General features: G+C 39.0%; 26 protein-coding genes. 16 read left to right on the top strand and 10 right to left on the bottom strand.

Annotation, left to right across the window (positions count from 1 at the left end; genetic code table 11):
* Positions 1-7 precede the first annotated feature (7 nt).
* Positions 8-328 carry a GIY-YIG nuclease family protein gene (locus HJC33_RS04430; protein ID WP_171657593.1) on the top strand — a complete coding sequence of 107 codons (321 nt, stop codon included), beginning with the start codon at positions 8-10 and terminating at the stop codon, positions 326-328.
* 49 nt (positions 329-377) lie between these two features.
* Here HJC33_RS04430 and HJC33_RS04425 read toward each other — a convergent pair whose 3' ends face one another.
* The 3 genes from HJC33_RS04425 to HJC33_RS04415 are packed head-to-tail and all read right to left on the bottom strand — an operon-like array spanning position 378 to position 3875.
* Positions 378-1919: an acyl-CoA carboxylase subunit beta gene (locus HJC33_RS04425; protein WP_171657592.1), complete on the bottom strand. Its 1542-nt coding sequence runs from the start codon at positions 1917-1919 to the stop codon at positions 378-380.
* Between the two features lie 5 nt (positions 1920-1924).
* The gene (gene accC, locus HJC33_RS04420; RefSeq protein ID WP_171657591.1) at positions 1925-3367 is read right to left on the bottom strand and encodes an acetyl-CoA carboxylase biotin carboxylase subunit; all 1443 of its coding nucleotides are present in this window, start codon (positions 3365-3367) and stop codon (positions 1925-1927) included.
* A 7-nt stretch (positions 3368-3374) separates the two neighbouring features.
* On the bottom strand, positions 3375-3875 hold the full coding sequence (locus HJC33_RS04415; protein ID WP_171657590.1) for an acyl-CoA carboxylase biotin carboxyl carrier protein subunit: 501 nt from the start codon (positions 3873-3875) through the stop codon (positions 3375-3377).
* 179 nt (positions 3876-4054) lie between these two features.
* Between HJC33_RS04415 and udk the strand changes: the two genes are divergently transcribed.
* The 11 genes from udk (at position 4055) to HJC33_RS17300 (ending at position 14380) form a co-directional block, all read left to right on the top strand.
* On the top strand, positions 4055-4663 hold the full coding sequence (udk, locus tag HJC33_RS04410; protein ID WP_171657637.1) for a uridine kinase: 609 nt from the start codon (positions 4055-4057) through the stop codon (positions 4661-4663).
* 1 nt (position 4664) lies between these two features.
* The gene (locus tag HJC33_RS04405; RefSeq protein WP_171657589.1) at positions 4665-4997 is read left to right on the top strand and encodes an FtsB family cell division protein; all 333 of its coding nucleotides are present in this window, start codon (positions 4665-4667) and stop codon (positions 4995-4997) included.
* A complete protein-coding gene (locus HJC33_RS04400) occupies positions 4990-6390 on the top strand; it encodes a methylmalonyl-CoA mutase subunit beta (RefSeq protein WP_171657588.1) in 1401 nt (466 codons plus the stop codon). Before HJC33_RS04405 ends, HJC33_RS04400 begins: the two co-directional genes overlap by 8 nt.
* Positions 6383-8455 (top strand): methylmalonyl-CoA mutase, encoded by a 2073-nt coding sequence (gene scpA / locus HJC33_RS04395; protein ID WP_171657587.1) that lies wholly within the window; start codon positions 6383-6385, stop codon positions 8453-8455. The genes HJC33_RS04400 and scpA overlap by 8 nt, the downstream gene beginning before the upstream one ends.
* 135 nt (positions 8456-8590) lie before the next feature.
* The gene (locus HJC33_RS04390) at positions 8591-9364 is read left to right on the top strand and encodes a ParA family protein (RefSeq protein WP_171657586.1); all 774 of its coding nucleotides are present in this window, start codon (positions 8591-8593) and stop codon (positions 9362-9364) included.
* Positions 9365-10276 (top strand): ParB/RepB/Spo0J family partition protein, encoded by a 912-nt coding sequence (locus HJC33_RS04385; RefSeq protein ID WP_171657585.1) that lies wholly within the window; start codon positions 9365-9367, stop codon positions 10274-10276.
* Complete coding sequence (locus HJC33_RS04380) at positions 10269-10922, top strand: DUF5683 domain-containing protein (RefSeq protein ID WP_272621413.1); 654 nt, start codon at positions 10269-10271, stop codon at positions 10920-10922. Before HJC33_RS04385 ends, HJC33_RS04380 begins: the two co-directional genes overlap by 8 nt.
* Before the next feature lie 3 nt (positions 10923-10925).
* On the top strand, positions 10926-11627 hold the full coding sequence (gene dapB, locus HJC33_RS04375) for a 4-hydroxy-tetrahydrodipicolinate reductase (protein ID WP_171657584.1): 702 nt from the start codon (positions 10926-10928) through the stop codon (positions 11625-11627).
* A 46-nt stretch (positions 11628-11673) separates the two neighbouring features.
* Positions 11674-13416 (top strand): signal peptidase I, encoded by a 1743-nt coding sequence (gene lepB, locus HJC33_RS04370; protein ID WP_171657583.1) that lies wholly within the window; start codon positions 11674-11676, stop codon positions 13414-13416.
* A 30-nt stretch (positions 13417-13446) separates the two neighbouring features.
* Positions 13447-14079, top strand: a complete 633-nt coding sequence (locus HJC33_RS04365; RefSeq protein WP_171657582.1) for a WbqC family protein — start codon at positions 13447-13449, stop codon at positions 14077-14079.
* Positions 14072-14380, top strand: a complete 309-nt coding sequence (locus tag HJC33_RS17300; RefSeq protein WP_246245486.1) for a DUF6122 family protein — start codon at positions 14072-14074, stop codon at positions 14378-14380. The genes HJC33_RS04365 and HJC33_RS17300 overlap by 8 nt, the downstream gene beginning before the upstream one ends.
* On the opposite strand, the gene HJC33_RS04360 is transcribed toward HJC33_RS17300, so the two are convergent.
* The 7 genes from HJC33_RS04360 to HJC33_RS04330 all read right to left on the bottom strand — a co-directional run bounded on the left by HJC33_RS04360 (position 14369) and on the right by HJC33_RS04330 (position 20494).
* A complete protein-coding gene (locus tag HJC33_RS04360) occupies positions 14369-15418 on the bottom strand; it encodes an endonuclease/exonuclease/phosphatase family protein (RefSeq protein WP_171657581.1) in 1050 nt (349 codons plus the stop codon). The genes HJC33_RS17300 and HJC33_RS04360 overlap by 12 nt on opposite strands.
* 3 nt (positions 15419-15421) lie before the next feature.
* Complete coding sequence (locus tag HJC33_RS04355) at positions 15422-16285, bottom strand: rhomboid family intramembrane serine protease (RefSeq protein WP_171657580.1); 864 nt, start codon at positions 16283-16285, stop codon at positions 15422-15424.
* A gap of 3 nt (positions 16286-16288) precedes the next feature.
* A complete protein-coding gene (locus HJC33_RS04350) occupies positions 16289-17023 on the bottom strand; it encodes a rhomboid family intramembrane serine protease (protein WP_171657579.1) in 735 nt (244 codons plus the stop codon).
* Positions 17024-18871 (bottom strand): DNA mismatch repair endonuclease MutL, encoded by a 1848-nt coding sequence (gene mutL / locus HJC33_RS04345; protein WP_171657578.1) that lies wholly within the window; start codon positions 18869-18871, stop codon positions 17024-17026.
* Positions 18871-19155 (bottom strand): riboflavin synthase subunit beta, encoded by a 285-nt coding sequence (locus HJC33_RS04340; RefSeq protein ID WP_171657577.1) that lies wholly within the window; start codon positions 19153-19155, stop codon positions 18871-18873. The genes mutL and HJC33_RS04340 overlap by 1 nt, the downstream gene beginning before the upstream one ends.
* Before the next feature lie 91 nt (positions 19156-19246).
* The gene (gene ribH, locus HJC33_RS04335) at positions 19247-19729 is read right to left on the bottom strand and encodes a 6,7-dimethyl-8-ribityllumazine synthase (RefSeq protein ID WP_171657576.1); all 483 of its coding nucleotides are present in this window, start codon (positions 19727-19729) and stop codon (positions 19247-19249) included.
* Positions 19730-19732: 3 nt separating this feature from the next.
* Entirely contained in the window at positions 19733-20494 is a 762-nt protein-coding gene (locus HJC33_RS04330; RefSeq protein ID WP_171657575.1) for a tetratricopeptide repeat protein, read from the bottom strand.
* A 125-nt stretch (positions 20495-20619) separates the two neighbouring features.
* Between HJC33_RS04330 and recF the strand changes: the two genes are divergently transcribed.
* The 4 genes from recF to HJC33_RS04310 are packed head-to-tail and all read left to right on the top strand — an operon-like array spanning position 20620 to position 22940.
* Entirely contained in the window at positions 20620-21699 is a 1080-nt protein-coding gene (recF, locus tag HJC33_RS04325) for a DNA replication/repair protein RecF (RefSeq protein ID WP_171657635.1), read from the top strand.
* Position 21700: 1 nt separating this feature from the next.
* Complete coding sequence (locus HJC33_RS04320) at positions 21701-22123, top strand: hypothetical protein (protein WP_171657574.1); 423 nt, start codon at positions 21701-21703, stop codon at positions 22121-22123.
* Positions 22123-22419, top strand: a complete 297-nt coding sequence (locus HJC33_RS04315; protein WP_171657573.1) for a DciA family protein — start codon at positions 22123-22125, stop codon at positions 22417-22419. Before HJC33_RS04320 ends, HJC33_RS04315 begins: the two co-directional genes overlap by 1 nt.
* Positions 22416-22940, top strand: a complete 525-nt coding sequence (locus HJC33_RS04310) for a GNAT family N-acetyltransferase (protein WP_171657572.1) — start codon at positions 22416-22418, stop codon at positions 22938-22940. Before HJC33_RS04315 ends, HJC33_RS04310 begins: the two co-directional genes overlap by 4 nt.
* The last annotated feature ends 21 nt before the right edge of the window (positions 22941-22961 follow it).

The following is a 22961-nucleotide window of genomic DNA, read 5'->3' as shown; positions in this document are numbered from 1 at the left end:
TTTAGGTGTGAAACACTACTTTGTTTACATCTTACTTTGCGCTGATGGACTTACCTACACAGGAATAACAGATAATATTGACCGTAGGGTAGCCGAACATCGAAATGGAGTGGAGAGGACTGCCTTTACCTACAGAAGAAGACCAATCAAACTTATATTTCAACAAGAATTCAACGATGTTTTACAAGCCATTTATTTTGAAAAAAGAGTTAAAAAATGGAGCGCCAAAAAGAAACTTGCCTTGGCCAACGGAAATCTGGATTTGCTGCAAATTTTAGCAGAATGTAGGAATGCTACGCATTATAAATATAATCCCAACCAAGATTAGGTTCTCGACTGTGCTCGACCTGACATTTCATCAAAAAATCCAAAGAACATTACAATGGAATATTACCATGCTTTTTCTTTGGGGAATCCACTTTCTTTTTCTCCAGCATGGCAAAGGCTTTCAACAGTTTTCTTCTTGTATTTTTTGGTAAGATCACCTCATCAATAAACCCACGACGAGCAGCGCGATATGGATTCGCGAACTTGTCGGCATATTCGGCCTCTTTTTCCTTCAATTTAGCTTCTGGGTCATCCGCAGTGGCAATTTCACGCCTAAAGATAATCTCACTGGCCCCTTTGGCTCCCATAACGGCAATCTCAGCAGAGGGCCAAGCAAAGTTGAAATCAGCTCCAATATGCTTGGAATTCATCACATCATAGGCTCCACCATACGCTTTTCTAGTAATTACGGTCACCCTAGGCACTGTAGCTTCGCTCAATGCATATAATAATTTGGCTCCATGCATAATAATTCCGTTCCATTCCTGGTCTGTGCCGGGTAAAAATCCTGGAACATCCACCAACACCAATAAGGGGATATTAAAAGCATCGCAAAAACGGGTAAAACGAGCCGCTTTCCGAGAACTCTTCACACCCAAAACTCCAGCCAGAAACATGGGTTGATTGGCAATGATTCCGATACTTCTACCCCCCAAACGTGCAAAGCCCACAATAATGTTTTCTGCATAATCTTTATGGATTTCATAAAATGAATCAGTATCGATTATCCCACTGATCACATCATGCATATCGTAGGGTTTGTTGGGATTATCTGGAACAATATTGGAAAGTTCCTCACGCATCTCTTCCCCTAATTGATATGCTTTCATTTTGGGCAATTCAGAATTATTTTGAGGCAAATAATCCAATAATTTTTTGATATCGTCCAAGCAAGCAGCATCATTGGTTGAGGTTTTGTGTGCTACACCAGATTTTATAGCATGTGCACTTGCTCCCCCCAATTCTTCTGACGTTACCTCTTCATTGGTGACGGTTTTTACCACATTAGGTCCCGTAACGAACATGTAGCTGGTCCCTTCCACCATCACAATAAAATCGGTCATAGCCGGAGAATACACAGCTCCCCCGGCACAAGGCCCCATTACAGCAGATATTTGTGGAATTACACCAGAAGCTTGAACATTTCTATAAAAAATATCCGCATAACCCCCTAAGGATTTTACTCCTTCCTGAATTCGAGCACCGCCCGAATCGTTAAGTCCAATGACAGGAGCCCCAACCTTCATGGCCAAATCCATTACTTTACAAATCTTCTCTGCGTGGGTTTCTGACAGTGCACCGCCAAAAACTGTAAAATCCTGAGCATACACATAAACAAGTCGGCCATTCACCGTGCCATACCCGGTAATTACCCCATCACCATAGTAGACCTCCTTATCCATACCAAAATCTGTGGTCCTATGGGTAACTAGAATTCCCATTTCTTCAAAAGAGCCCTCATCTAAAAAATATAGAACACGTTCTCTAGCAGTAAGTTTTTTCTTTTGATGTTGCTTTTCAATCCTTTTTTCACCACCGCCTAAATAGGCCTGTTCGATTTTTTCTTCTAGTATTTTTATTTTGGAGTCCATAGAAATCAGTTTGTGGGTAATTGTACTATTTTTTGGTCCTCAAGATATTGGTACAAGGCCATTAGCGCTGCAATTTCTGCTTCTTTGGTGTTCTTTTGTTCGATATTTTCCAGAGAATAATAATTCTTCACGAAATGCGTATCAAAATTCCCAGATCGAAAAGCTTCATGTGCCATTACAAAACTTCCAAAGGGCAGTGTGGTCTGTACTCCTTCAATCTTATATTTTTTTATCGCTTCCAACATCAATTCGATGGCCTCTTCTCGCGTTTTACCATAGGTAATCAGTTTAGAAAGCATGGGGTCGTAATAAATTGGAATATCCATACCTTCATCAAAACCGTTGTCTACTCGAATTCCCTCACCTACCGGCAGTTGATACTTTTCCAAGGTTCCCACACTGGGCAAGAAATCGTTTAGTGGGTCTTCTGCATATACCCGAAGCTCCATGGCATGCCCATTGATCTGCAAATCTTCCTGTTTCATTGGCAACTCTTCACCTCGGGCAACTTTTATCTGTAACTCCACCAAATCCACTCCAGAAATCATTTCGGTAACAGGATGCTCCACCTGAAGTCGGGTATTCATTTCGAGAAAATAAAAGTTCAAATCTGCATCCATCAAGAATTCTACTGTGCCAGCCCCCACATAATCACAGGCTTTGGCCACTTTAGTGGCTGCCACACCCATTTCTTCACGAAGTTCTGGAGTTAAAATGGACGAAGGTGCTTCCTCAACAACTTTTTGGTGCCTTCGTTGAATACTACATTCGCGTTCAAAAAAATGAAGTACGTTGCCATGAGTATCCGCCATTACCTGCACCTCAATATGTCTTGGAGAGGTCACGTATTTCTCCACAAAAACAGACCCATCTCCAAATGCCGATGTTGCCTCACTAATGGCACGTTCCATACCGGATTTCAAGTCTTCTTCCTTTTCAACAATCCGCATTCCCTTGCCACCACCCCCAGCAGAAGCCTTTATTAAAACGGGGTATCCTATTTCGTTGGCTATTTCTTGTGCTTTTTTAACATCGGTGATAGCCTCATCTATGCCTGGAACCATAGGAATATCGTATGTCTTAACCGCCTCTTTGGCAGCCAATTTACTCCCCATGACCCGTATTGCTTTCGATTTAGGCCCAATAAATAGCAATCCATTTTTTTCTACAGCTTCGGCAAAGTCTGCATTTTCACTCAAGAATCCATAACCTGGATGAATGCCATCAACATCAAGCTTTTTGGCGACTTCAATGATTTTATCTCCTTTTAAGTACGACTGGTTGGAAGGAGCTTCCCCAATGCAGACCGCTTCATCGGCAAATTTTACATGGGGTGCGTTTCTATCCACTTTGGAAAATACCGCTACGGTTCGTATCCCCATTTTTTTAGCGGTTTTCATAACCCGAATGGCTATTTCTCCTCTGTTGGCAATTAATATTTTTTTCATCTGATTCTTATTCAAATTCAATCAATAACTGTGCTTTCTCCACCGCGTCACTTTGGCTGACGGCTATTTTCTTGATGGTACCGTTTCTGGGGGAAGTGATAATGTTTTCCATTTTCATGGCTTCCAAAACTATGAGCTGGTCACCATCCTTGACCTCTTGACCTTCTTCAACAGAAATGTCAAGAATCAATCCTGGCATTGGAGCAGCAATAGAATCTATGTCCTTTAAGCCGTTTGTTGCAAAGCCCATATCGCTAATGAGTTCATCCAACGGGGTCTTTATTGCTATTTTATGTTCCGTTCCGTTGACGCTGACAGTATAGTACCTGTTATCAGGATCAACTTTACTTATTTGAATGTGATAAGAGATTCCATCTTTTAATAAGTGGAGGGACCCGTCACCATTTTTGATGAGGTCCAGAGCAGAAATTTCATCTTTGGAAAGTTGAAAATCCAAGCTTCCATCTACTTGGATTCTATAGGGATTATCCATAAAAATTGTTGACATAGGTTCTCTTGTTAAATATAAGGTTAAACCAATAAATCCTCACAAAACTACCGCCATTAACTTTTAAGGATTATGACAAACGTCATTCATTTTAAATATAATGATGCCTAACTATGCATCCAGATTAAACATGGTTCAAATCTTGCCAAATGATTACTTTTGGGATTAAAATCATTATTATGCTCATCATTGGGATTGCAGGGGGAACAGGTTGTGGAAAAACAACCGTGGTTAATCAAATTGTTGACCAACTACCTGAAAATGAAGTATGTGTAATCTCACAAGATTCCTATTATAACGATTTGGCCCACTTGACCAAGGAAGAAAGGGGCAAAATTAATTTTGATCATCCCAATTCCATAGATTTTGAACTATTGATTTCTCATTTGGAACAGTTGCGCCAAGGTAAGTTGATTCATCGACCTATTTATTCCTTTGTGGAGGAGACCCGTTTGGAGGAAACCATACCTACTCCACCTAAAAAGGTTATGATTGTAGAAGGAATATTGGTATTGAGCAACCCCAAGCTTCGGGATATGTTCGATATCAAGATTTTTGTACATGCAGATTCTGATGAACGACTTATACGCAGACTTCAAAGAGACATCAAGGAGCGTGGTCATGATTTGGAAAAAGTGCTCACCAGATATCAGACCGCAGTAAAACCCATGCACGAGCAATTCATAGAACCTTCAAAGGAATTTGCGGACATTATTATACCCAACAACCATTACAATACTGTGGCCGTGGATATTGTTAGAACCATAATCAACAATAAATTGGATTAATATGGGACTAAAGGAACTCAAAGAAAAAAAATGGTTCAAATTAATGACCAACATGTATGTTTTGGTATTGACCATTTTTTCTGTCTGGATGGCCTTTTTTGATACCAATTCCTTATTGATTCATAGAGAACTGGGTAAAGAAATAGACAAACTTGAAAAGCAGAAAGAGTTTTTGAAAGGGGAAATTGAAAAAGACAAACAAGTTCTTAAAAAACTGTCTGATGGAGATGAATTGGAAAAGTTTGCTCGTGAAAAATATTATATGAAAAAGGAAAATGAAGAAATTTTCCTTATTGAATATGAAGATAGCTTAAAGCACAAAAAAAATGAGTAAGCTGGATTTGTTTGATGAATTCTCTGATGTTTCTGCAAAAGAATGGAAACAAAAAATCCAAGTGGATCTTAGGGGAGCTGATTATAATGAAACCCTAGTCTGGGAATCACTGGAAGGTATAAAGGTAAAACCTTTTTACAATGCAGAGGATTTACAAGACCGCAAGACCTTTGATCTTCCTAAAGACCACAACTGGAAAATTGCACAGGGTGTTTTTGTAAATGATATCAAAAAATCAAATTCAGAAGCGATAAACCTATTGAAAAAGGGAGTTGAAAGTTTGGTCTTCACTATTCCTAATGAAGAAGTAGATTTTGAGACATTATTTTCTGGCATTGATGTAAATAAAGTTGACCTGCACTTCAATTTTCAATATCTAGAAAGTGGAACCATTAAAAAATTGCTAGGTTATCTCGACGGAAAAAAGACCAAAGTCCATCTTAATATTGATATCATTGGAAATTTGGTTAAAAACGGAAATTGGTTCCATAATCTGGAAAAAGACAGGCATCTATTAAGTGATATACAGCAAGAAGCAAAAAAAACAGATAGTACCTGTGTTCTCTCTATAAATCTTTCAATGTATCAAAACGCTGGCGCCAATATGGTACAACAACTGGCCTATGGATTGGCACATACTTGTGAATACCTACACATATATGGTTATGACAGCGTTGCATCAGCATTCGAAAAAAATCCTGGGATAGTCTTTAAAGTAGCAGTCGGCAGCAACTATTTCTTTGAAATAGCCAAATTAAGAGCCTTACGATGGCTATGGAAAACTATTGCACCTGCCTTTGACATTTCGAGTGATTGCCACATTTTCGCTGTTCCTTCCAAAAGAAACAAAACTTTGTACGATTACAATGTCAACATGCTTCGTACCACTTCAGAATGCATGTCAGCTATTTTGGGAGGTGCAGATACCGTCCACAATCTTTCTTACGACGCTATTTATCACAAAGCGAACGAATTTGGAAGGCGCATTGCACGAAATCAACTTTTACTGTTAAAAGAAGAAGGATATTTCAATGGAGCCATTTCTATTTCCGAAGGTGCATATTATATCGAATCGCTCACACGTCAATTGGCAGAAAAATCGCTAGAACTATTTAAGCAACTAGAAGCTTCAGGAGGTTTCCTTGATGCCCTCAAAAAAGGGAAAATTCAGCAAAAAATAAAGGAAAGTGCCATTAAGGAACAGCAATTGTTTGATAGTGGTAAAATTGTACTGTTGGGCACCAATAAGTTTCAGAATCCAGATGATAAAATGAAGGATGACCTAGAACTGTATCCCTTTGTTAAAACCCAAGCACGCAAAACTCTTTTAGAGCCCATAATTGAAAAGAGGTTGGCCGAAAATTTGGAACAAAAAAGATTGAGTGATGAGTAGAAAAGACCTGCAATATTTGGTATTGACCTCAGAACCCAGCAAAGAAAAGGGTTCACATCATGGACATGAAAATTTTGCTGCCGGGATTTCCCCATTCCTTCGGGGCCCATACTCTACCATGTATGTTCGCAGACCTTGGACCATTCGTCAATATGCCGGTTTTTCCACAGCTGAAGAAAGCAATGCTTTTTATAGAAGAAACCTAGAAGCTGGTCAAAAAGGGCTTTCTGTTGCGTTTGATTTGCCCACACACCGGGGTTATGACTCAGATAATGAACGTGTTGTAGGAGATGTTGGAAAAGCTGGGGTTGCCATTGACTCTGTCGAGGATATGAAAATCTTGTTTGATGGAATTCCTCTGGGTCAGATGTCGGTTTCCATGACCATGAATGGTGCCGTTATCCCCATCATGGCCTTTTATATTGTTGCTGCCGAAGAACAAGGTGTTTCCATGGAAAAACTTGCGGGAACCATCCAAAATGACATCCTAAAAGAGTTCATGGTTAGGAACACGTACATTTATCCTCCAACACCATCCATGCAACTTGTGGCGGATATTTTTGAATTTACCAGCCAACATATGCCTAAATTCAATAGCATTAGTATTTCTGGTTACCACATGCATGAAGCTGGAGCTCCTGCTGCCATGGAATTGGCCTATACCTTGGCTGATGGCATCGAATATATACGAACAGGGATTAAGGCAGGGCTAAAAATTGATGATTTTGCTCCGAGACTTTCCTTTTTCTGGGGAATTGGTATGAATCATTTCACGGAAATTGCCAAAATGCGTGCCGGTAGGATGCTTTGGGCCAAACTGGTACAACAATTTGAGCCACAAAACCCTAAATCGCTCATGCTGCGAACCCATAGCCAGACTAGCGGCTGGAGTTTAACAGAACAAGACCCCTTCAATAATGTTGCCAGAACAACTATTGAAGCCATGGCGGCGACCTTCGGGGGCACACAAAGCCTACACACCAATGCTTTGGATGAAGCCATTGCTTTACCAACTGATTTTTCAGCCAGAATTGCCCGAAATACGCAAATTTATCTACAAGAAGAGACACATATCACCAAAACAGTAGATCCTTGGGCTGGAAGCCATATGGTAGAAAAGTTAACCCATGAAGTAGCCGAAGAAGCTTGGCAACTTATTGAAGAAGTGGAAAAATTAGGCGGAATGACCAAGGCCATTGAAGCTGGAATTCCAAAAATGCGCATTGAAGAAGCTGCGGCTAAGAAACAAGCCCGAATTGATAGTGGTCAGGATACCATCGTAGGGGTAAACAAATACCAACTGGACAATGAGGACGAGCTACAGATCCTAGAAGTCGATAACGCCAAAGTGCGTCAGCAACAAATGGAAAGCCTCCAACACGTTAAATCCATTAGAAATAATGCGGAAGTCAATACAATCCTCAAACAAATAGAGGGCGCTTCCAAAAAGGCTTTGGAAAATGGCTCTGACCATGAAAATTTGCTAGCTTTAGCAGTAAAAGCTGCCAAAGCCAGAGCCACCTTGGGAGAAATAAGCGATGCCATGGAAAGTGCTTTTGGCCGTTACAGAGCGCAAATAAAATCATTTACCGGAGTGTATTCCAAAGAAATCAAAAACGACCAAAGCTTTGAAAAAGCCAGAAAAATGGCTGATGATTTTGCCAAAAACGAAGGTAGAAGGCCACGAATAATGGTCGCCAAAATGGGTCAGGATGGACATGACCGCGGAGCAAAAGTAGTGGCAACAGGTTATGCCGACCTAGGCTTTGATGTTGATATTGGACCACTGTTCCAAACTCCCTCAGAGGTTGCCAAACAAGCTGTGGAAAATGATGTTCATATACTAGGTATTTCTTCCTTGGCCGGAGGGCATAAAACTTTAGTTCCAGAGGTAGTTCAAGAACTAAAAAAATATGGTCGGGAGGACATCATGGTCATAGTGGGTGGTGTTATACCCAAACAAGACTATGATCATCTACTAAACCATGGTGCTGTGGCAGTTTTTGGACCAGGTACCAAAATAAGTGATGCAGCTATTGAAATATTAGAGATTTTGAGCGAATAAGACCACTTAATAATCTAATAAATTTAACTTTAACTTTCTTTAACGCCGAATACGGGGGTTATTCACCTACTGTTAACAAAATACATTTTTTAGCATCTTAAATAATCGTATTTTTAGCACCTAACTTACTATGAAATGGGCAAGATTATTGCTATTGCAAACCAGAAGGGCGGTGTGGGTAAGACAACTACAACTGTAAACCTTGCTGCATCCCTAGGTGTATTGGAAAAGAAAGTGTTGTTGATAGATGCCGATCCCCAGGCAAATGCCACTTCGGGTCTTGGTATAGATGTGGACAGTGTTGAACAGGGAACCTATCAGCTTTTGGAGCATACCATGAATGTTGATAATGTCATTATGCAGACAGATTCTCCTAATGTTGACCTTATTCCAGCACATATTGATCTTGTGGCCATTGAAATTGAGTTAGTGGACAAGGACAACAGGGAATATATGATGAAAGAGGCCCTAAAAGATTTAGGGGACAGATATGATTATGTATTGATTGATTGCGCTCCATCCTTAGGACTATTGACCTTGAATGCACTTACAGCAGCAAATTCAGTAATGATTCCTATTCAATGTGAGTATTTTGCCTTGGAAGGTTTAGGGAAATTGCTGAACACAGTCAAGAGTGTTCAAAAAATACACAACAACGACCTTGACATTGAAGGCATGTTGTTGACAATGTACGATTCGAGGTTACGTCTATCCAACCAAGTGGTGGAAGAAGTTAAAAAACACTTTGCAGATATGGTGTTTGACACCATTATACAAAGAAACGTTAGGCTAAGTGAAGCTCCTAGTTATGGAGAAAGTATCATTAAATATGATGCCAGCAGTAAAGGTGCCTCCAACTACCTCAACTTGGCCAATGAAATATTGAAGAAAAACAAGGAGAAAGTTTAGATGGCGAAAGCAACCAAAAAACAGGCTTTGGGAAGAGGCCTATCCGCCCTATTGAAAGATCCCGAAAACGATATACAATCTGTTTCGGACAAAAATGCAGATAAGGTCATTGGAAATGTTGTAGAGTTGGATGTCGAATCCATTGAGATGAACCCGTTTCAGCCTCGTTCCAATTTTAATGACGAAGCTTTGGAAGAATTGGCCAGTTCCATCCGGGAGCTCGGCATCATTCAACCCATCACTGTACGAAAATTAGATTTCAATAAATTCCAATTAGTTTCCGGTGAGCGGAGATACCGTGCCTCAAAACTAGTTGGACTGAAAACCATTCCCGCCTATATACGTATTGCCAATGACCAAGAATCTTTGGAGATGGCGTTGGTGGAGAATATCCAACGGCAGGATTTGGATCCTATTGAAATTGCTCTTTCCTACCAACGTCTCATTGATGAAATTCAAATTACTCAGGAAAAATTGAGTGATCGTGTTGGTAAAAAGCGTTCCACAATAACCAACTACCTTAGACTTCTTAAGCTACACCCCATTATCCAAACTGGTATGCGAGATGGTTTCATCAGCATGGGGCATGGCCGGGCACTTATCAATATTGATAAGAAAAAAGAACAAATCAACATTTACGAAAAAGTTGTTTCAGACGGTCTATCAGTACGAGAAACAGAACGATTGGTAAAAGCATACAAAGAACCCAAAGAAGAAAGTGGTTCAGAAAAGAAAAATACCACTACAAAAGAAACCCCAGGTTTTGTTTCCAAAGGCATAGATACCCTAAAAAAACACCTTTCCGCCAAAGTGGACATCACCACTTCCCAAAATGGGAAAGGTAAAATTGTAATTCCCTTTCATTCCAAAGAGGAGTTTCAGCGTATCAAAAAAATATTGACAGGTGAATAAAAACCTTGTATTGTTGTTCTTTTCCTTGTTGTGTTTGCACTCAGGTTTTTCTCAAGAAGAGGAAAAAGAGAGTGAAAAGCAACAACATCCCACCGAAATTGATTCATTAGCTCAAAATCTTGAGGGACAAGGAATCACCATTCAGGAAGTCACCTACGAAAAGAAGAAAATAAATCCACTTGCTCCCAGTAAAGCTGCATTTTATTCGGCAATATTTCCTGGTTTGGGACAAATCTATAACAAACGCTATTGGAAAGCTCCTCTGGTATATGGAGCTATCGGGACAGGCATTTACGTCTATTCCTTTAACAATACGCAATATAGAAGTGCCCGTGATGCCTTTAAAAGAAGACGCGCAGGTTTCACTGATGATGAATTCTACGATATAAATGGAGATGGTGTCGGGCCAGATATTGATTCGGAGGCACTCCAAGACGCGCAAGAAGCCAGACAAAGAGACAGGGATTTGGCCCTACTGATTACTATTGCCTTATACGCATTGAATATTGTTGACGCCAATGTAGATGCGCATTTAAAGCAATATAATGTGGATGATGACCTAGCAATTGATTTTAAACCTTACCTTGACCTGAATCCATGGACCAATCAACCCAATTATGGAATGGCTCTGGTCATAAAATTTTAGTGTATGAATATTGGCCTTTTCGGATATGGGAAAATGGGAAAAATGATTGAGCAGATTGCTCAAAAGAGGGGGCATACCATTGTTACAAAAGTAGATGTTGATACAAAAACAATCGATTTTTCATCAATGGATGTAGCCATTGATTTCAGTACTCCCGATGCTGCATTCAACAATATTACTTCATGTTTTAAGAATAGTGTCCCTGTAATTTCCGGAACTACGGGCTGGTTAAAGAATTACGATAAGGCAATAGAGTTATGCCAAGAACACGAAGGGGCCTTTATCTATGCCTCTAATTTTAGTCTTGGAGTCAATATTTTTTTTGAATTGAACGCGCATTTGGCCAAAATGATGTCTGAATTGAAACAATACAAAGTTTCCATGGAAGAAATACATCACACCCAAAAACTGGATGCTCCAAGTGGAACTGCAATTACTCTAGCGGAAGGAATCATCGATCATACTGAATATAACAGTTGGCAATTGAACAGTGCTGATGAAAAGACCATACCCATAACATCTAAACGAAAAGGTCTCGTTCCGGGAACCCATACGGTTTCATACAATAGCAGTGTTGACAAAATTGAAATTAAACATAAAGCCCATAATAGAGAAGGTTTTGCTCTGGGAGCTGTAGTTGCAGCAGAATGGATTCATGGGAAAACTGGTGTTTTTTCTATGAAAGATGTGTTAAATCTGAGCTAAAAAAGTAACAACTATATAGGCATACAGTCTAACAAAGAAAATAAATATGGACGGTACACAGTGGATTATATTTATCTTGATTGTACAGGTTATCCACTTTTTAGGAACCTGGAAGCTTTACATTAAAGCAGGTAGAAAAGCATGGGAAGCCGCAATACCCATCTACAACGGCATTGTTTTAATGAAAATTATCAATCGTCCTTGGTGGTGGGTTTTATTACTGTTTATACCTATAATCAATCTATTGATGTTCCCTGTGGTATGGGTGGAAACTATACGTAGTTTCGGAAAAAACACACTGCTACATACTTGGTTGGTTATTCTTACACTAGGGTTTTACATTTATTATCTCAACTACGTTGAAGATGTCACCTACATTGAAGACCGCAGCTTAAAACCGAGAACAGGTCTTGGGGAATGGGTAAGCTCCATAATTTTTGCCGTTGTGGCAGCAACTTTTGTCCATACCTATTTTATGCAACCTTACGTAATACCTACTGGCTCATTGGAACGCACGTTACGGATTGGAGACTTTCTTTTTGTAAGCAAATTCCATTATGGAGCAAGAGTACCCATGACCACTTTGGCCGCTCCCATGGTACATGACACCATTCCAGGACTTAAGAAAAGGTCCTATATAGCAGATGTTGACCCAGCTACCGCAAAAAAGTCATGGATCAACAAATTGCAACTGCCTTATATGCGTTTGCCTGGTTTTCAAGAAGTGAAGAAAAACGACATTGTGGTCTTTAGCTTGCCCTCTGATACACTCTATCAATTTTTTAAGGCTGAAAAGCCTGTTAAAAAACCCATCGATAAAAAATCGAACTATGTAAAAAGATGTGTGGGCACTCCTGGGGACTCTTTGGCGGTTATTGATGGTTTTGTATATGTCAATGGAAAACAGTTAAAGCTGTCAGATAGGGCAAAACCCATGTACTTTTACAATATATATTCCAAGAAAGGTGTTTCAAGTAAAACTTTAGCAGAAGTTGATGCTGCTGACTATACCAGAAAATATTTCACGAGTTCTTTAAGTGAAAATCAAGCAAATGGCCTTTCTCCATATATTCGAGGAGCCTACAGAAATCAGAAAGGGCAAATTGAAATAATTGCAGAAGCTAAGGGAATTCCAACAGAAGTAATCAGGCAGCTCCGTTTATCCCTTACAGAAGAGAAGCCATTATCCCGTCTTGCTAATATGACCAATGAAATGGTTGTCAAACTTCGGGGAAATCCATCTATCGATTCTGTAGTGAAAACTATCGATCCCAAAGGACAATATGAGGGCATGTTTCCACAGAAACCTACATTATATCCTTGGAACAATGATAACTTCGGCCCCATCTATATTCCCAAGGCTGGCGCTACTGTAGAAATCAATTACAAAACTATTCCGTTCTACAAAAAAATCATACGTGATTACGAGCATAATGATGTTACAGTAAGTGGCCAAAAAGTCTTCATAAATGGAGAAGAAGCTAATTCCTATACTTTTAAACAAGATTATTATTGGATGATGGGCGATAATCGGGATAGTTCTGAAGATAGCAGAACCTGGGGGTACGTACCCGCCGACCATATTTTGGGAAAACCTGTCTTTTTATGGATGAGCTTTGACAATTTCAAAGAAGGAATTGCCAAATGGCGACCCCGATGGAATCGTGTATTTACTACTGTGGGAGGCAGTGGTGAGCCCATTTCTTACCGATGGTATTTTGTGGCTGTGATAGTTGCATGGTTCATTTTTGATTTTATCAAAAAACGTAGAAAGAAAAGTTCGGAGTAAATAAATCCGCACAAACTAGAAAAAAGGCTATTGGAAGTACTTCTTCATCCAACATATTTTCCAAGTATCACAACATTTTCTGCTATTGTGCAGCACAATGTGATTTGGGAAGCACATGATAATTTTCAAAAACAAACGTATCGAAATCGTTGTTACATCTCCACAGATCAAGGTAAACATATGCTCAACATTCCCATAAAGCATGTTGGGGGAAATGAAGGACGACAAAAATACGTTGAAGTTGAAATGGACAACAGTTCCCAATGGAAAAAAATTCATTGGCGGACCTTGGAAACCGCTTACCGTACTTCTCCTTTTTTTGAATTCTACGAGGATGATATCAAACCTTTATTTGAAAGCAATGATGTTAACCTATATGAATTCAATCTAACAACCATTGAGACTATAAGTGGATGCTTAGGATTGGGAATTCAAAACAAAAAGACAGAAAACTATGAGTTAACACCGGCTGAATTTGTGGATTATCGTTCTCTAGTCTTAGCAAAAAAGGAGTTAAACACTCCCTTCACCCCTTATAATCAAGTATTTGAAGAACGAAATGGTTTTATCTCCAATTTGAGTATTTTGGATTTATTATTTAACGAGGGACCCAATGCACTTTCTTACCTTAAAAATCAATCCTTGGATTTCTTAAATGTATAGGCATTTCATTCATTATGGGATTCATTTTTTAGTTCCTGTACTTATAGTTTTCATTTTTTTTAAGGAAAACCGTCTAAAAGCACTATTGATTTTGTGGGCGGGAATGATTATAGATGTCGATCATTTTTTAGCAAATCCTCTTTTTGATCCAAATCGATGCAGTATTGGATTCCATCCCCTGCATAGTTATTGGGCCATCTTCGGCTACTTTATTTTATTATGCGTAAAACCTACCCGTATTATTGGGCTGGCCTTAATCATTCACATTTTTGCGGACTTTATGGATTGCCTACTCATCTGATTTTAATCGTAGTGTAGCCATGACCGGATAATGGTCAGATAGTTTTTCATTGAAATTTTGATGGGAAAGGACTTCAAACTCAGGGTCGCTTAAGATATAGTCTATACGAATGGGAAAACCTAAAATATTATACGTACGACCAAATTTTTCTCCTTTTTCCAAAAAAGAGTCAGTCATATTCCCCTTTATAATTCTGTAAACATTTGAATATTGAGTATTATTAAAATCTCCCACTACAACTTTTTTATAATGAGTAACCTTCATGTTTTCTCTAATTAGATTAGCCTGCTCATATTGCTTCAACATAACCTTTCTGGATTTGGCGATTAATTTTGAAGACTCCTCATTCTTAATCGTACTTATTTCAGGTACAATCCTAAAGGATTGTAGATGAATATTATAAACTCTCACTGTGTCTTGCTCCAATAAAATATCTGCATATATGGCGTTGTTGGCACTACTAGGAAAATCAACCGAATCCACCTTTACAATTGGAAACTTGGAGTACATAGCCTGAACCACTTTCCCGGTATGCTTTCCATAAATAAAGTCAACGAATTTGTATTTGTACTGTCCCAAAGCTTTGCTACGTTTCATCATATAGTGGCATTCTTGAAAGCATAGGATATCTGGATTCTTCTCTGCTACAAAATCAAAAATTAGACTATCTACATTTTTAATGTCCAACTGTTTTAAAGAATTAAAGCTTCTTGCATTAAAAGACATTATAGAAAAACTACCCTTCTTCAGGTTTTCTTTTTCACCTACAACAGAAAACTGATAAAACGGACCCAATACAAAATACCAGAGTAATAGCATCACTGCAGATAACAAAAACTGTTTTTTTCTTCCCAACAACCAATAAATCATGAAAATCACATGGATGAAAACCAAAACCGAAACAACCAAGCTTAACGTAGATAATGCAGGCATAGTAGTTACTGGAACAAAGGGAACTACAATTGAAATCAATGTCACCAGTGCAAACAAGGTGTTAAAAAAGAAAATGAATCTATTGAACAAGGATAGTTTTTTCACGTATCAGTCCTCTTTACCTGCCTTAAATAAAAAATCCTTTTCCGCTTTGGACAAACTCTCATAACCAGATTTGCTGATTTTATCCAAAATCATATCTATTTTGCGCTGACGGGCTTCTTTATCATAATCTTTTGGGTTTTTCCCAGCAGTTTTTTTCCGGTAAACCGTCTTCATAGGCGCTTTCTTCTCCTTTGGCTTAAATAGCTGGGCAATAGAATCCCTAAACTTTGAAAAACCTGACCCTATGTCCTTTCCATTCAAGAGTTGCCTAGCATATATATATCCTAACAATGCACCTCCTAAATGCGCCAACCTACCACCTACATTTCCGCCATATGGAATCTGAATCAAATCTATCAGAACAAAAAATGCCCCAACATACCACAATTTTACATTGAAGAATATGACTCTAACCTCCTGATTAGGAATGTAGGCACAAATAAAGATGAGCACCGCTGTAACTCCAGCAGAAGCTCCAATTAAAGCCGTGTTAGCATTCAGCAAGGTTGGAAACAAATTATAACTTGTGAGAAAAACCAGTCCGCCCAAAAGGACTCCTAAAAAATAAACATTGATAAAGCGTTGTTTATCAAAAAGGTTTAGAAATATCCTACCTGTAAAATACAACATCAGCATATTCCAGAAAATATGTCCTATTCCAGCATGAAAAAAGGAATATGTAATCAAAGACCAGGGTTGACCAAAAAATTCCCCTAAATCTTTTGGCAACTGAAACCATTGTGAAATAGAATACCCCATGAGGGCCATACACAATCCATCCAAAATAAAAACGAGAACATTAACAGCGATCAGTTTTTCCGCAATGTTCAATCGAGCAAAATAATATTGTATTCCCCCACTTGCCATCTATTAGTTCCAGCGATTATTGTTAAACTGATTCTTTTTCCAATACCACATCATGATAAAACCAATTAAAGCCCCACCAATATGGGCAAAATGAGCTACTCCAGTATTGACATTTCCAATACCAAAAATCAAATCCCCTGCAATCAACAAAGGAACAAAATACTTGGCCTTGATGGGCACTGGTAAAAATATCAACATCAATTTTGCTTCTGAGTACATAAAAGCAAAGGCCACCAAAATACCATAGATGGCTCCTGAAGCACCAACTGCTGGAGTATTATATGCCGTTAAAAAGCTATCAATAGTACTCTTGGAAGCTATATTGTACCAATCAGGACTATATTGTCCTCGAGCCAGTATATCCAACACCTGTGTTTTTGTCATACCAGCATTCACGAGCGCATTTAATCCTTCGTTAAAAAGATAATAATTTACTCCACTATGCAGCAGAGCAGAGCCGAGCCCAGCAGAAAAGTAAAAAAACAAAAACTTGTTCCTGCCCCAAACACGTTCCAAAGGTGTACCAAAAGCCCAAAGCGCATACATATTGAAAACAATATGCATAAGGTTTCCATGCATGAACATATGCGAAACTACTTGCCACCATTTAAAATTTTGATTTTCTGGAAACCATAGAGAAAGCCATTGGTACATTTGGTCTCCGTAGAGCTGCGTAGCAAAAAACAGGATTACATTGATAATCAATAAATGCTTTACCGCCTCGGTCAATCTACCCATTTATTTAAATTTTTTATCGATATCTCCTTCGGAGATAATTGTATATGTTAATTTTTGAAAGGGACTCAAAGTTGGTTCTTTACAGGCGAACAAATTATTGACCAATGCCAATTGCGATTCTTGATCTAAAAGTTCTCCTGTCCTTATTGCCAAACTTCTGGAAAGTACTTTGGCCAATAGCTCAGCTTGAGAAATAGATCCATCTGCAAAACCTTCTTTATAGTCCGCAATTAAACGATCTAATACCGTGCCAATTCCACTTTCCGGGACTACCAAAGGCACACCTGTCACTTTTACAGTTTCCTGTTCCATATCGGCAAAGGCAAATCCCACACTTGTCAGACTATCTTTGATTTCATGCAATATCCCCAACTCCTGTTGGTTATATGTTAGTTCCAAAGGAAACAGAAGTTGTTGACTTACACCTTCTTTTACCGTAATCTCACCCAAAAACTTTTCAAAAAGAATACGTTCATGGGCCCTATTTTGATGTATGACCAGCATTCCCGATTTTATGGTACTCACTACATATTTGCGGCGCATCTGAAAAGTGGTCGCCATATGTTCCTGTTCCCCGTGATCCAATTCAATAGTTCCCTGCACCATATCATCAGATTCAATGGCTAAACTACTGAAGGCCTCTACCTCCATTTCCTGACCCAGACCAGCATACATATTCTCCCAGCCTTTTACACTTTGTTTCTGAAAAGTGCCTCCTGTATTTTTACTTTCCGGGCTTTTTTGAAAGGGATTAAATGATGCATCCACCGTAACCTTTGGTAAAACAGCTCCCTTTTCTTTGTACGCATACGGGGTATCCAAATTGGGATCATGTTCAAAATCCAATACGGGAGCTACGTTAAATTGTCCCAAACTATGCTTTACTGTTGAGCGTAGAATGGCATATAACGTGTTTTCATCATCGAACTTTACCTCTGTTTTAGTTGGGTGGATATTTATATCGATGGAAGAAGGGTCAACTTCCAAATACAAAAAGTATCCAGGATACATATCGGTTTTTATCAATCCTTCAAAAGCCGAAACCACTGCGTGATGCAAATACGGACTTTTGATAAATCTATTGTTGGCAAAGAAAAACTGCTCTCCCCTGCTCTTTTTGGCAAATTCCGGCTTGCAAATGAATCCAGATATTTTAACAACTTCAGTCTCTTCACTTACAGGAACCAATCGGTCTTGCATACGACTTCCAAAAATATGGGCTATACGCTGACGGTGTTTGGATTTGGGCAAATTGAAAATTTCAGAACCATTGTTATAAAAGTGAAATTCAATATTTGAATGTACCAATGCCACACGATGGAACTCATCTGTAATATGCCTTAGTTCAACCTGATTGGATTTGAGAAAATTTCGTCTTGCCGGAATATTGAAGAATAAGTTCTTTACAGCTATTGATGTACCTTTTGGAGTGGCCACAACTTCTTGGGAAACGATTTTGCTTCCTTCTATTTTAATGTACGTCCCTACCTCACCTCCTTCTGGCCTGGTCTGCATGTCAACATGCGCAATGGCAGCTATGGACGCCAACGCTTCTCCCCTAAAGCCTTTGGTCTGTAAATTGAATAAATCCTGTGCTTCGGAAATTTTAGAGGTAGCATGTCTTTCAAAAGACAATCGAGCATCTGTTTCGCTCATGCCCACCCCATTGTCCACAACCTGAATCAGTGCTTTACCTCCATCCTTGACAATCAATTTTATGACCTCAGCACCTGCATCAATTGCATTTTCCAACAACTCCTTAACTACAGAAGCTGGACGTTGCACCACCTCCCCTGCTGCAATTTGGTTGGCAACATGGTCCGGTAAAAGTTTAATGATGTCCGCCATTAGGGATTTAGGAATATTGATAAATCAAAGTCAATAATGAAAAGGAACAGCAGTACTAAAATGGCCACAATAACAAGAAAACGAAGCTTCAGATTTTTGTCCCCTTCAGTTTTTAAGTCATCCATTGCTGAGGAAAACTTGTTTTTGAGCCCTCTTTTTGTATGTGCGGTACTTCGGAATTTATCTAGTTTGTGTTCTATTTTATACGGATTCCCCTCCCCTTTGTAATAACGTGGAGAATAACTGAACGTTCTATTTTTTCTAAGTTTTAGAGGATTTCGCATTACATCCTTTTCGGTGTAACCTCAAAGGTACTTAAAATTGAAAAAAGGGGTTGGGATGCATTCCCAAAAAATATTAACAGCAAAAAACGTGCTACTTGCCCAAAACTGCCATTTGGATGGCAGCAATGGCCGCTTCCGTGCCTTTATTTCCGTGTTTTCCTCCACTTCTATCTTTGGCTTGCTGCAGATTATCATCGGTCAACACACAGAAAATGACCGGCACATCATAAGTTACATTAAGATCTTTAATACCTTGGGCTGCTGCGCCGCAAACAAAGTCAAAATGACTAGTTTCGCCTCGAATTACACTACCAATGGCAATTACTGCATCAATATCTTGGGAAGCAATTAGTTTTTTGCACCCGAATATAAGTTCAAAACTACCGGGCACACTCCATTGCACAATATTTTCAGCCTGTGCTCCGCAATCTATTAAAGCGTCAACGGCTCCTTTTTGAAGTGCTTTGGTAATTTCCCCATTCCATTCAGAAACAACAATCCCAAACCGAAGATTTTTCGCGTTTGGGATTGTTGTTTTATCGTAAGCGGATAGATTTTTATTCTCAGTGGCCATAATTTAGTTTTTGGCCAATCCAATCAATGCATCTATGCCAATACCCTCTGTTGATTTTGGATAATCATTCTTGATGCGCTCAAAAAAGCCCAGCGCCTTATCCTTTTGACCAAGATTCATGGCCATAACACCAGCCTTATACAAAAACCTCGGGGCAGTATATTCATTATCTGAGTGTGCAATGGCCTTTTCGTAATACTCCATGGCATCTTCAGGTTGGCTCAATTGAGAAAAAGCATCACCAATACCACCTTTGGCCATAGCACCCAATACTGCATCACTGGACGAAAAATTCTCTAAATGAGCAATGGCTTCATCATATTGTTGCAGGTTCAAATAGGTCATACCAGCTGAATATTCAGCTAAATTTGCCGCTTTGGTACCTTTATATTCTTCAATGATATCCAAAAACCCAAATTTACCTTCAGCACCGTTCAAGGCCAAGGTAAACAAAGAATCCTTTGCTGTTTCGCTAGCTATTGCCTGATCAAAATACTGTTGCGGATAAAAAAGTTCATTGGCCGCAGATGCTTCTTTTGGTTTTTGGATGAACTGGCTATACGCCAAATATCCGAGGACTCCCAAAGCAATTGCACCGATAACGCCCAAAATATAATTTTGGTTCCTCTGTACCCAAGCTTCAGTTTTGGAAGCACTCTCATCCAAAGTACTGAAAACTTCAGCTGTTGTACTTTCCAGCTCTTCAATCTGAGCCTCTTCGGCCTTATTTTTAGGTTTGTAGCCTCGCTTCTTATATGTTGCCATCGTCATTTAATTGGTCGCGCAAAAATAAAGTTTTTATCCAAAACCGAAAGGCAATTTATTCGTTATTTTTGGAATCTTTAATCGGTCCCAAAGCAAGGGAATTTAGTTTGTTGCGCCATCTTTTTATGTTTTTAAAGCATTTATCTCTAGTTAATTATAAAAATTTCGATTCTAAAGTATTGGAATTTGACCCTATCATCAACTGTCTTGTGGGAGATAATGGGGTGGGAAAAACCAATATTCTGGATGCCATTTATCATCTATGTTTTGGCAAAAGTTATTTTAACCCTGTTGCCACTCAGAACATCAAACACAATACAGATTTTTTTGTTATTGAAGGAGAATTTGAGAAGGAGAACAAATCCGAAAAAATCATTTGCAGCTTTAAAAAAGGAACCAAAAAAGTTATCAAACGCAATGGTAAGGCATACGAAAAATTCTCTGAGCATATCGGCTTTTTACCTCTTGTTATCATTTCTCCTTCAGATCGGGACCTCATCCTGGAGGGCAGCGATACTCGAAGGAAATTTATGGATGGTGTGATTTCCCAATCCGACAAGGGCTATTTGCAATCACTAATAAAATATAATAAGGTATTGGTGCAACGAAATTCATTGCTAAAGTATTTCGCCGTGAACAGCACCTTTGATGCTGATACTGTTGCCATTTATAATGAGCAGCTCCATAAGTTGGGAACCCTAATCCATAAAAAAAGGGTTGAGTTCATTTCCTCTTTTACCCCCATTTTCAAGGAACAATATGTCCATATTTCAGAGAAAGATGAGCAAATTATGCTTTCTTATGAAAGTCAACTTTCCAGCAACGAACTTTTACAGCTTTTAGAAAACAATATTGACAAGGATAGGGCTCTACAATACACTAGTGTTGGCATTCATAAAGATGATTTGAGCTTCACCATTGCCGGACACCCCATCAAAAAATTTGGAAGTCAAGGGCAGCAAAAATCATTTCTCATTGCCTTAAAATTGGCTCAATTCCACTTTATAAAAGAACAGGCCAAAACCACCCCAATTTTACTCTTGGATGACATTTTTGACAAGCTGGATGAAAACAGGGTTTCCCAAATCGTGGCCTTGGTCAAAAATGACAACTTTGGACAGATCTTCATTAGTGACACCCATGCTGACCGTACCGAAAGTGTGGTAAAAAACATTCATCAGAGTTATAAAATCTTTACCTTGTAGTATGCTTCGGAAATTAATTTTGATTGTAGTTTTAATGCTTTGGGGATGCCATAACGCACCCATTAACGAAGCTGATTTATCCTATCTGAATGGGTATTGGGAGATTTCTGAAGTGGAATTTCCAGATGGGACCAAAAAGGCATATGGCATGAATCAGAACATTGATTTTATCCAGCTCAAAGATGGAAAAGGTTTTCGGAAAAAATTACAGCCAAAGTTTAATGGAACCTATAGTACTTCCAAAGACCAAGAACTATTGACCATAGGTCAAACCAATGACCGATTTATACTTCATTATTCCAACGAGTTCAATGAATGGGAGGAGGAATTGGTACAGTTGGATTCTATTTCTTTTTCCGTGCGCAATGAAGAGGGAATTCAATATACCTACACCCGTTTTCAACCCATTTCAATCCCCAAGTAATGGCCAAACGCAACAATTCCCATATCCCTTTGAGTGAAGCACTGAATGAATTTATTAAGGAAAATAAGCTTCAAAAAGGGATGGACAAAGTCAATACCCGTGAAGCTTGGGTGAAACTAATGGGCAATGGGGTAAACAATTACACAACTTCCGTAGAACTCAAAAACGAAACTCTTTATGTATCGCTTTCTTCCTCCGTATTACGTGAAGAACTTAGTATGGGTAAGTCAAAAATCATTGCTATGATCAATGAGGAACTGGGCAGAGAATTGGTTAAGAAATTGGTGCTACGTTGAAAAAAATTACAGAAACGGAGAGGCTGACCATCACCGAAGCAACTACGGAAGACGCTGGATTCTTCAATAGATTGCTGAACAGCCCCACTTGGCTTGAATTTATTGGCGACCGTGGTATAAAAACTAATGAGCAGGCTTTACATTATATCCAATCGAATTTGATAAAATCCTATGCAGATAATGGTTATGGGCTTTATACGATTAGCATCAAAAAAACAATTGATCTTATTGGGGTTTGTGGTTTTTTAAAGCGTGATTATTTAGAAAATCCCGATATTGGATTTGCCTTGCTACCGGATTATGCAGGAAAGGGATATATGTTGGAAGCCACATTGGCAATTATGGAATATGGCAAAACCCAACTGGGGCTAGATCATCTATTGGCAATTACAACTCACAACAACACAAGATCCTGTAACCTTTTAAAAAAGGTTGGGTTCGAAACAATAGGAACAATAAACCCAAAAAACGGCAAGGAGGATTTTCTTTTGTTCAGCAACAAAAAAGGCCGCTCTACATGAACGGCCTCTTAACTTATAATT

It is taken from the genome of Flagellimonas amphidinii (genome assembly GCF_013090115.1).
Classification (GTDB): Bacteria; Bacteroidota; Bacteroidia; order Flavobacteriales; family Flavobacteriaceae; genus Flagellimonas; species Flagellimonas amphidinii.
The sequence above is the reverse complement of the archived record's forward strand: the minus strand, read 5'-3'. Positions and strand labels throughout refer to the sequence as shown.

Bases quoted from the DNA above. Each gene is read 5' to 3' on its own strand.
- HJC33_RS04425 (WP_171657592.1), bottom strand. From the start codon at position 1,919: ATGGACTCCAAAATAAAAATACTAGAAGAAAAAATCGAACAGGCCTAT.
- accC (WP_171657591.1), bottom strand. From the start codon at position 3,367: ATGAAAAAAATATTAATTGCCAACAGAGGAGAAATAGCCATTCGGGTT.
- HJC33_RS04415 (WP_171657590.1), bottom strand. From the start codon at position 3,875: ATGTCAACAATTTTTATGGATAATCCCTATAGAATCCAAGTAGATGGA.
- udk (WP_171657637.1), top strand. From the start codon at position 4,055: ATGCTCATCATTGGGATTGCAGGGGGAACAGGTTGTGGAAAAACAACC.
- HJC33_RS04405 (WP_171657589.1), top strand. From the start codon at position 4,665: ATGGGACTAAAGGAACTCAAAGAAAAAAAATGGTTCAAATTAATGACC.
- HJC33_RS04400 (WP_171657588.1), top strand. From the start codon at position 4,990: ATGAGTAAGCTGGATTTGTTTGATGAATTCTCTGATGTTTCTGCAAAA.
- scpA (WP_171657587.1), top strand. From the start codon at position 6,383: ATGAGTAGAAAAGACCTGCAATATTTGGTATTGACCTCAGAACCCAGC.
- HJC33_RS04390 (WP_171657586.1), top strand. From the start codon at position 8,591: ATGGGCAAGATTATTGCTATTGCAAACCAGAAGGGCGGTGTGGGTAAG.
- HJC33_RS04385 (WP_171657585.1), top strand. From the start codon at position 9,365: ATGGCGAAAGCAACCAAAAAACAGGCTTTGGGAAGAGGCCTATCCGCC.
- dapB (WP_171657584.1), top strand. From the start codon at position 10,926: ATGAATATTGGCCTTTTCGGATATGGGAAAATGGGAAAAATGATTGAG.
- lepB (WP_171657583.1), top strand. From the start codon at position 11,674: ATGGACGGTACACAGTGGATTATATTTATCTTGATTGTACAGGTTATC.
- HJC33_RS17300 (WP_246245486.1), top strand. From the start codon at position 14,072: ATGTATAGGCATTTCATTCATTATGGGATTCATTTTTTAGTTCCTGTA.
- HJC33_RS04355 (WP_171657580.1), bottom strand. From the start codon at position 16,285: ATGGCAAGTGGGGGAATACAATATTATTTTGCTCGATTGAACATTGCG.
- HJC33_RS04350 (WP_171657579.1), bottom strand. From the start codon at position 17,023: ATGGGTAGATTGACCGAGGCGGTAAAGCATTTATTGATTATCAATGTA.
- mutL (WP_171657578.1), bottom strand. From the start codon at position 18,871: ATGGCGGACATCATTAAACTTTTACCGGACCATGTTGCCAACCAAATT.
- HJC33_RS04340 (WP_171657577.1), bottom strand. From the start codon at position 19,155: ATGCGAAATCCTCTAAAACTTAGAAAAAATAGAACGTTCAGTTATTCT.
- ribH (WP_171657576.1), bottom strand. From the start codon at position 19,729: ATGGCCACTGAGAATAAAAATCTATCCGCTTACGATAAAACAACAATC.
- HJC33_RS04330 (WP_171657575.1), bottom strand. From the start codon at position 20,494: ATGGCAACATATAAGAAGCGAGGCTACAAACCTAAAAATAAGGCCGAA.
- recF (WP_171657635.1), top strand. From the start codon at position 20,620: ATGTTTTTAAAGCATTTATCTCTAGTTAATTATAAAAATTTCGATTCT.
- HJC33_RS04320 (WP_171657574.1), top strand. From the start codon at position 21,701: ATGCTTCGGAAATTAATTTTGATTGTAGTTTTAATGCTTTGGGGATGC.
- HJC33_RS04315 (WP_171657573.1), top strand. From the start codon at position 22,123: ATGGCCAAACGCAACAATTCCCATATCCCTTTGAGTGAAGCACTGAAT.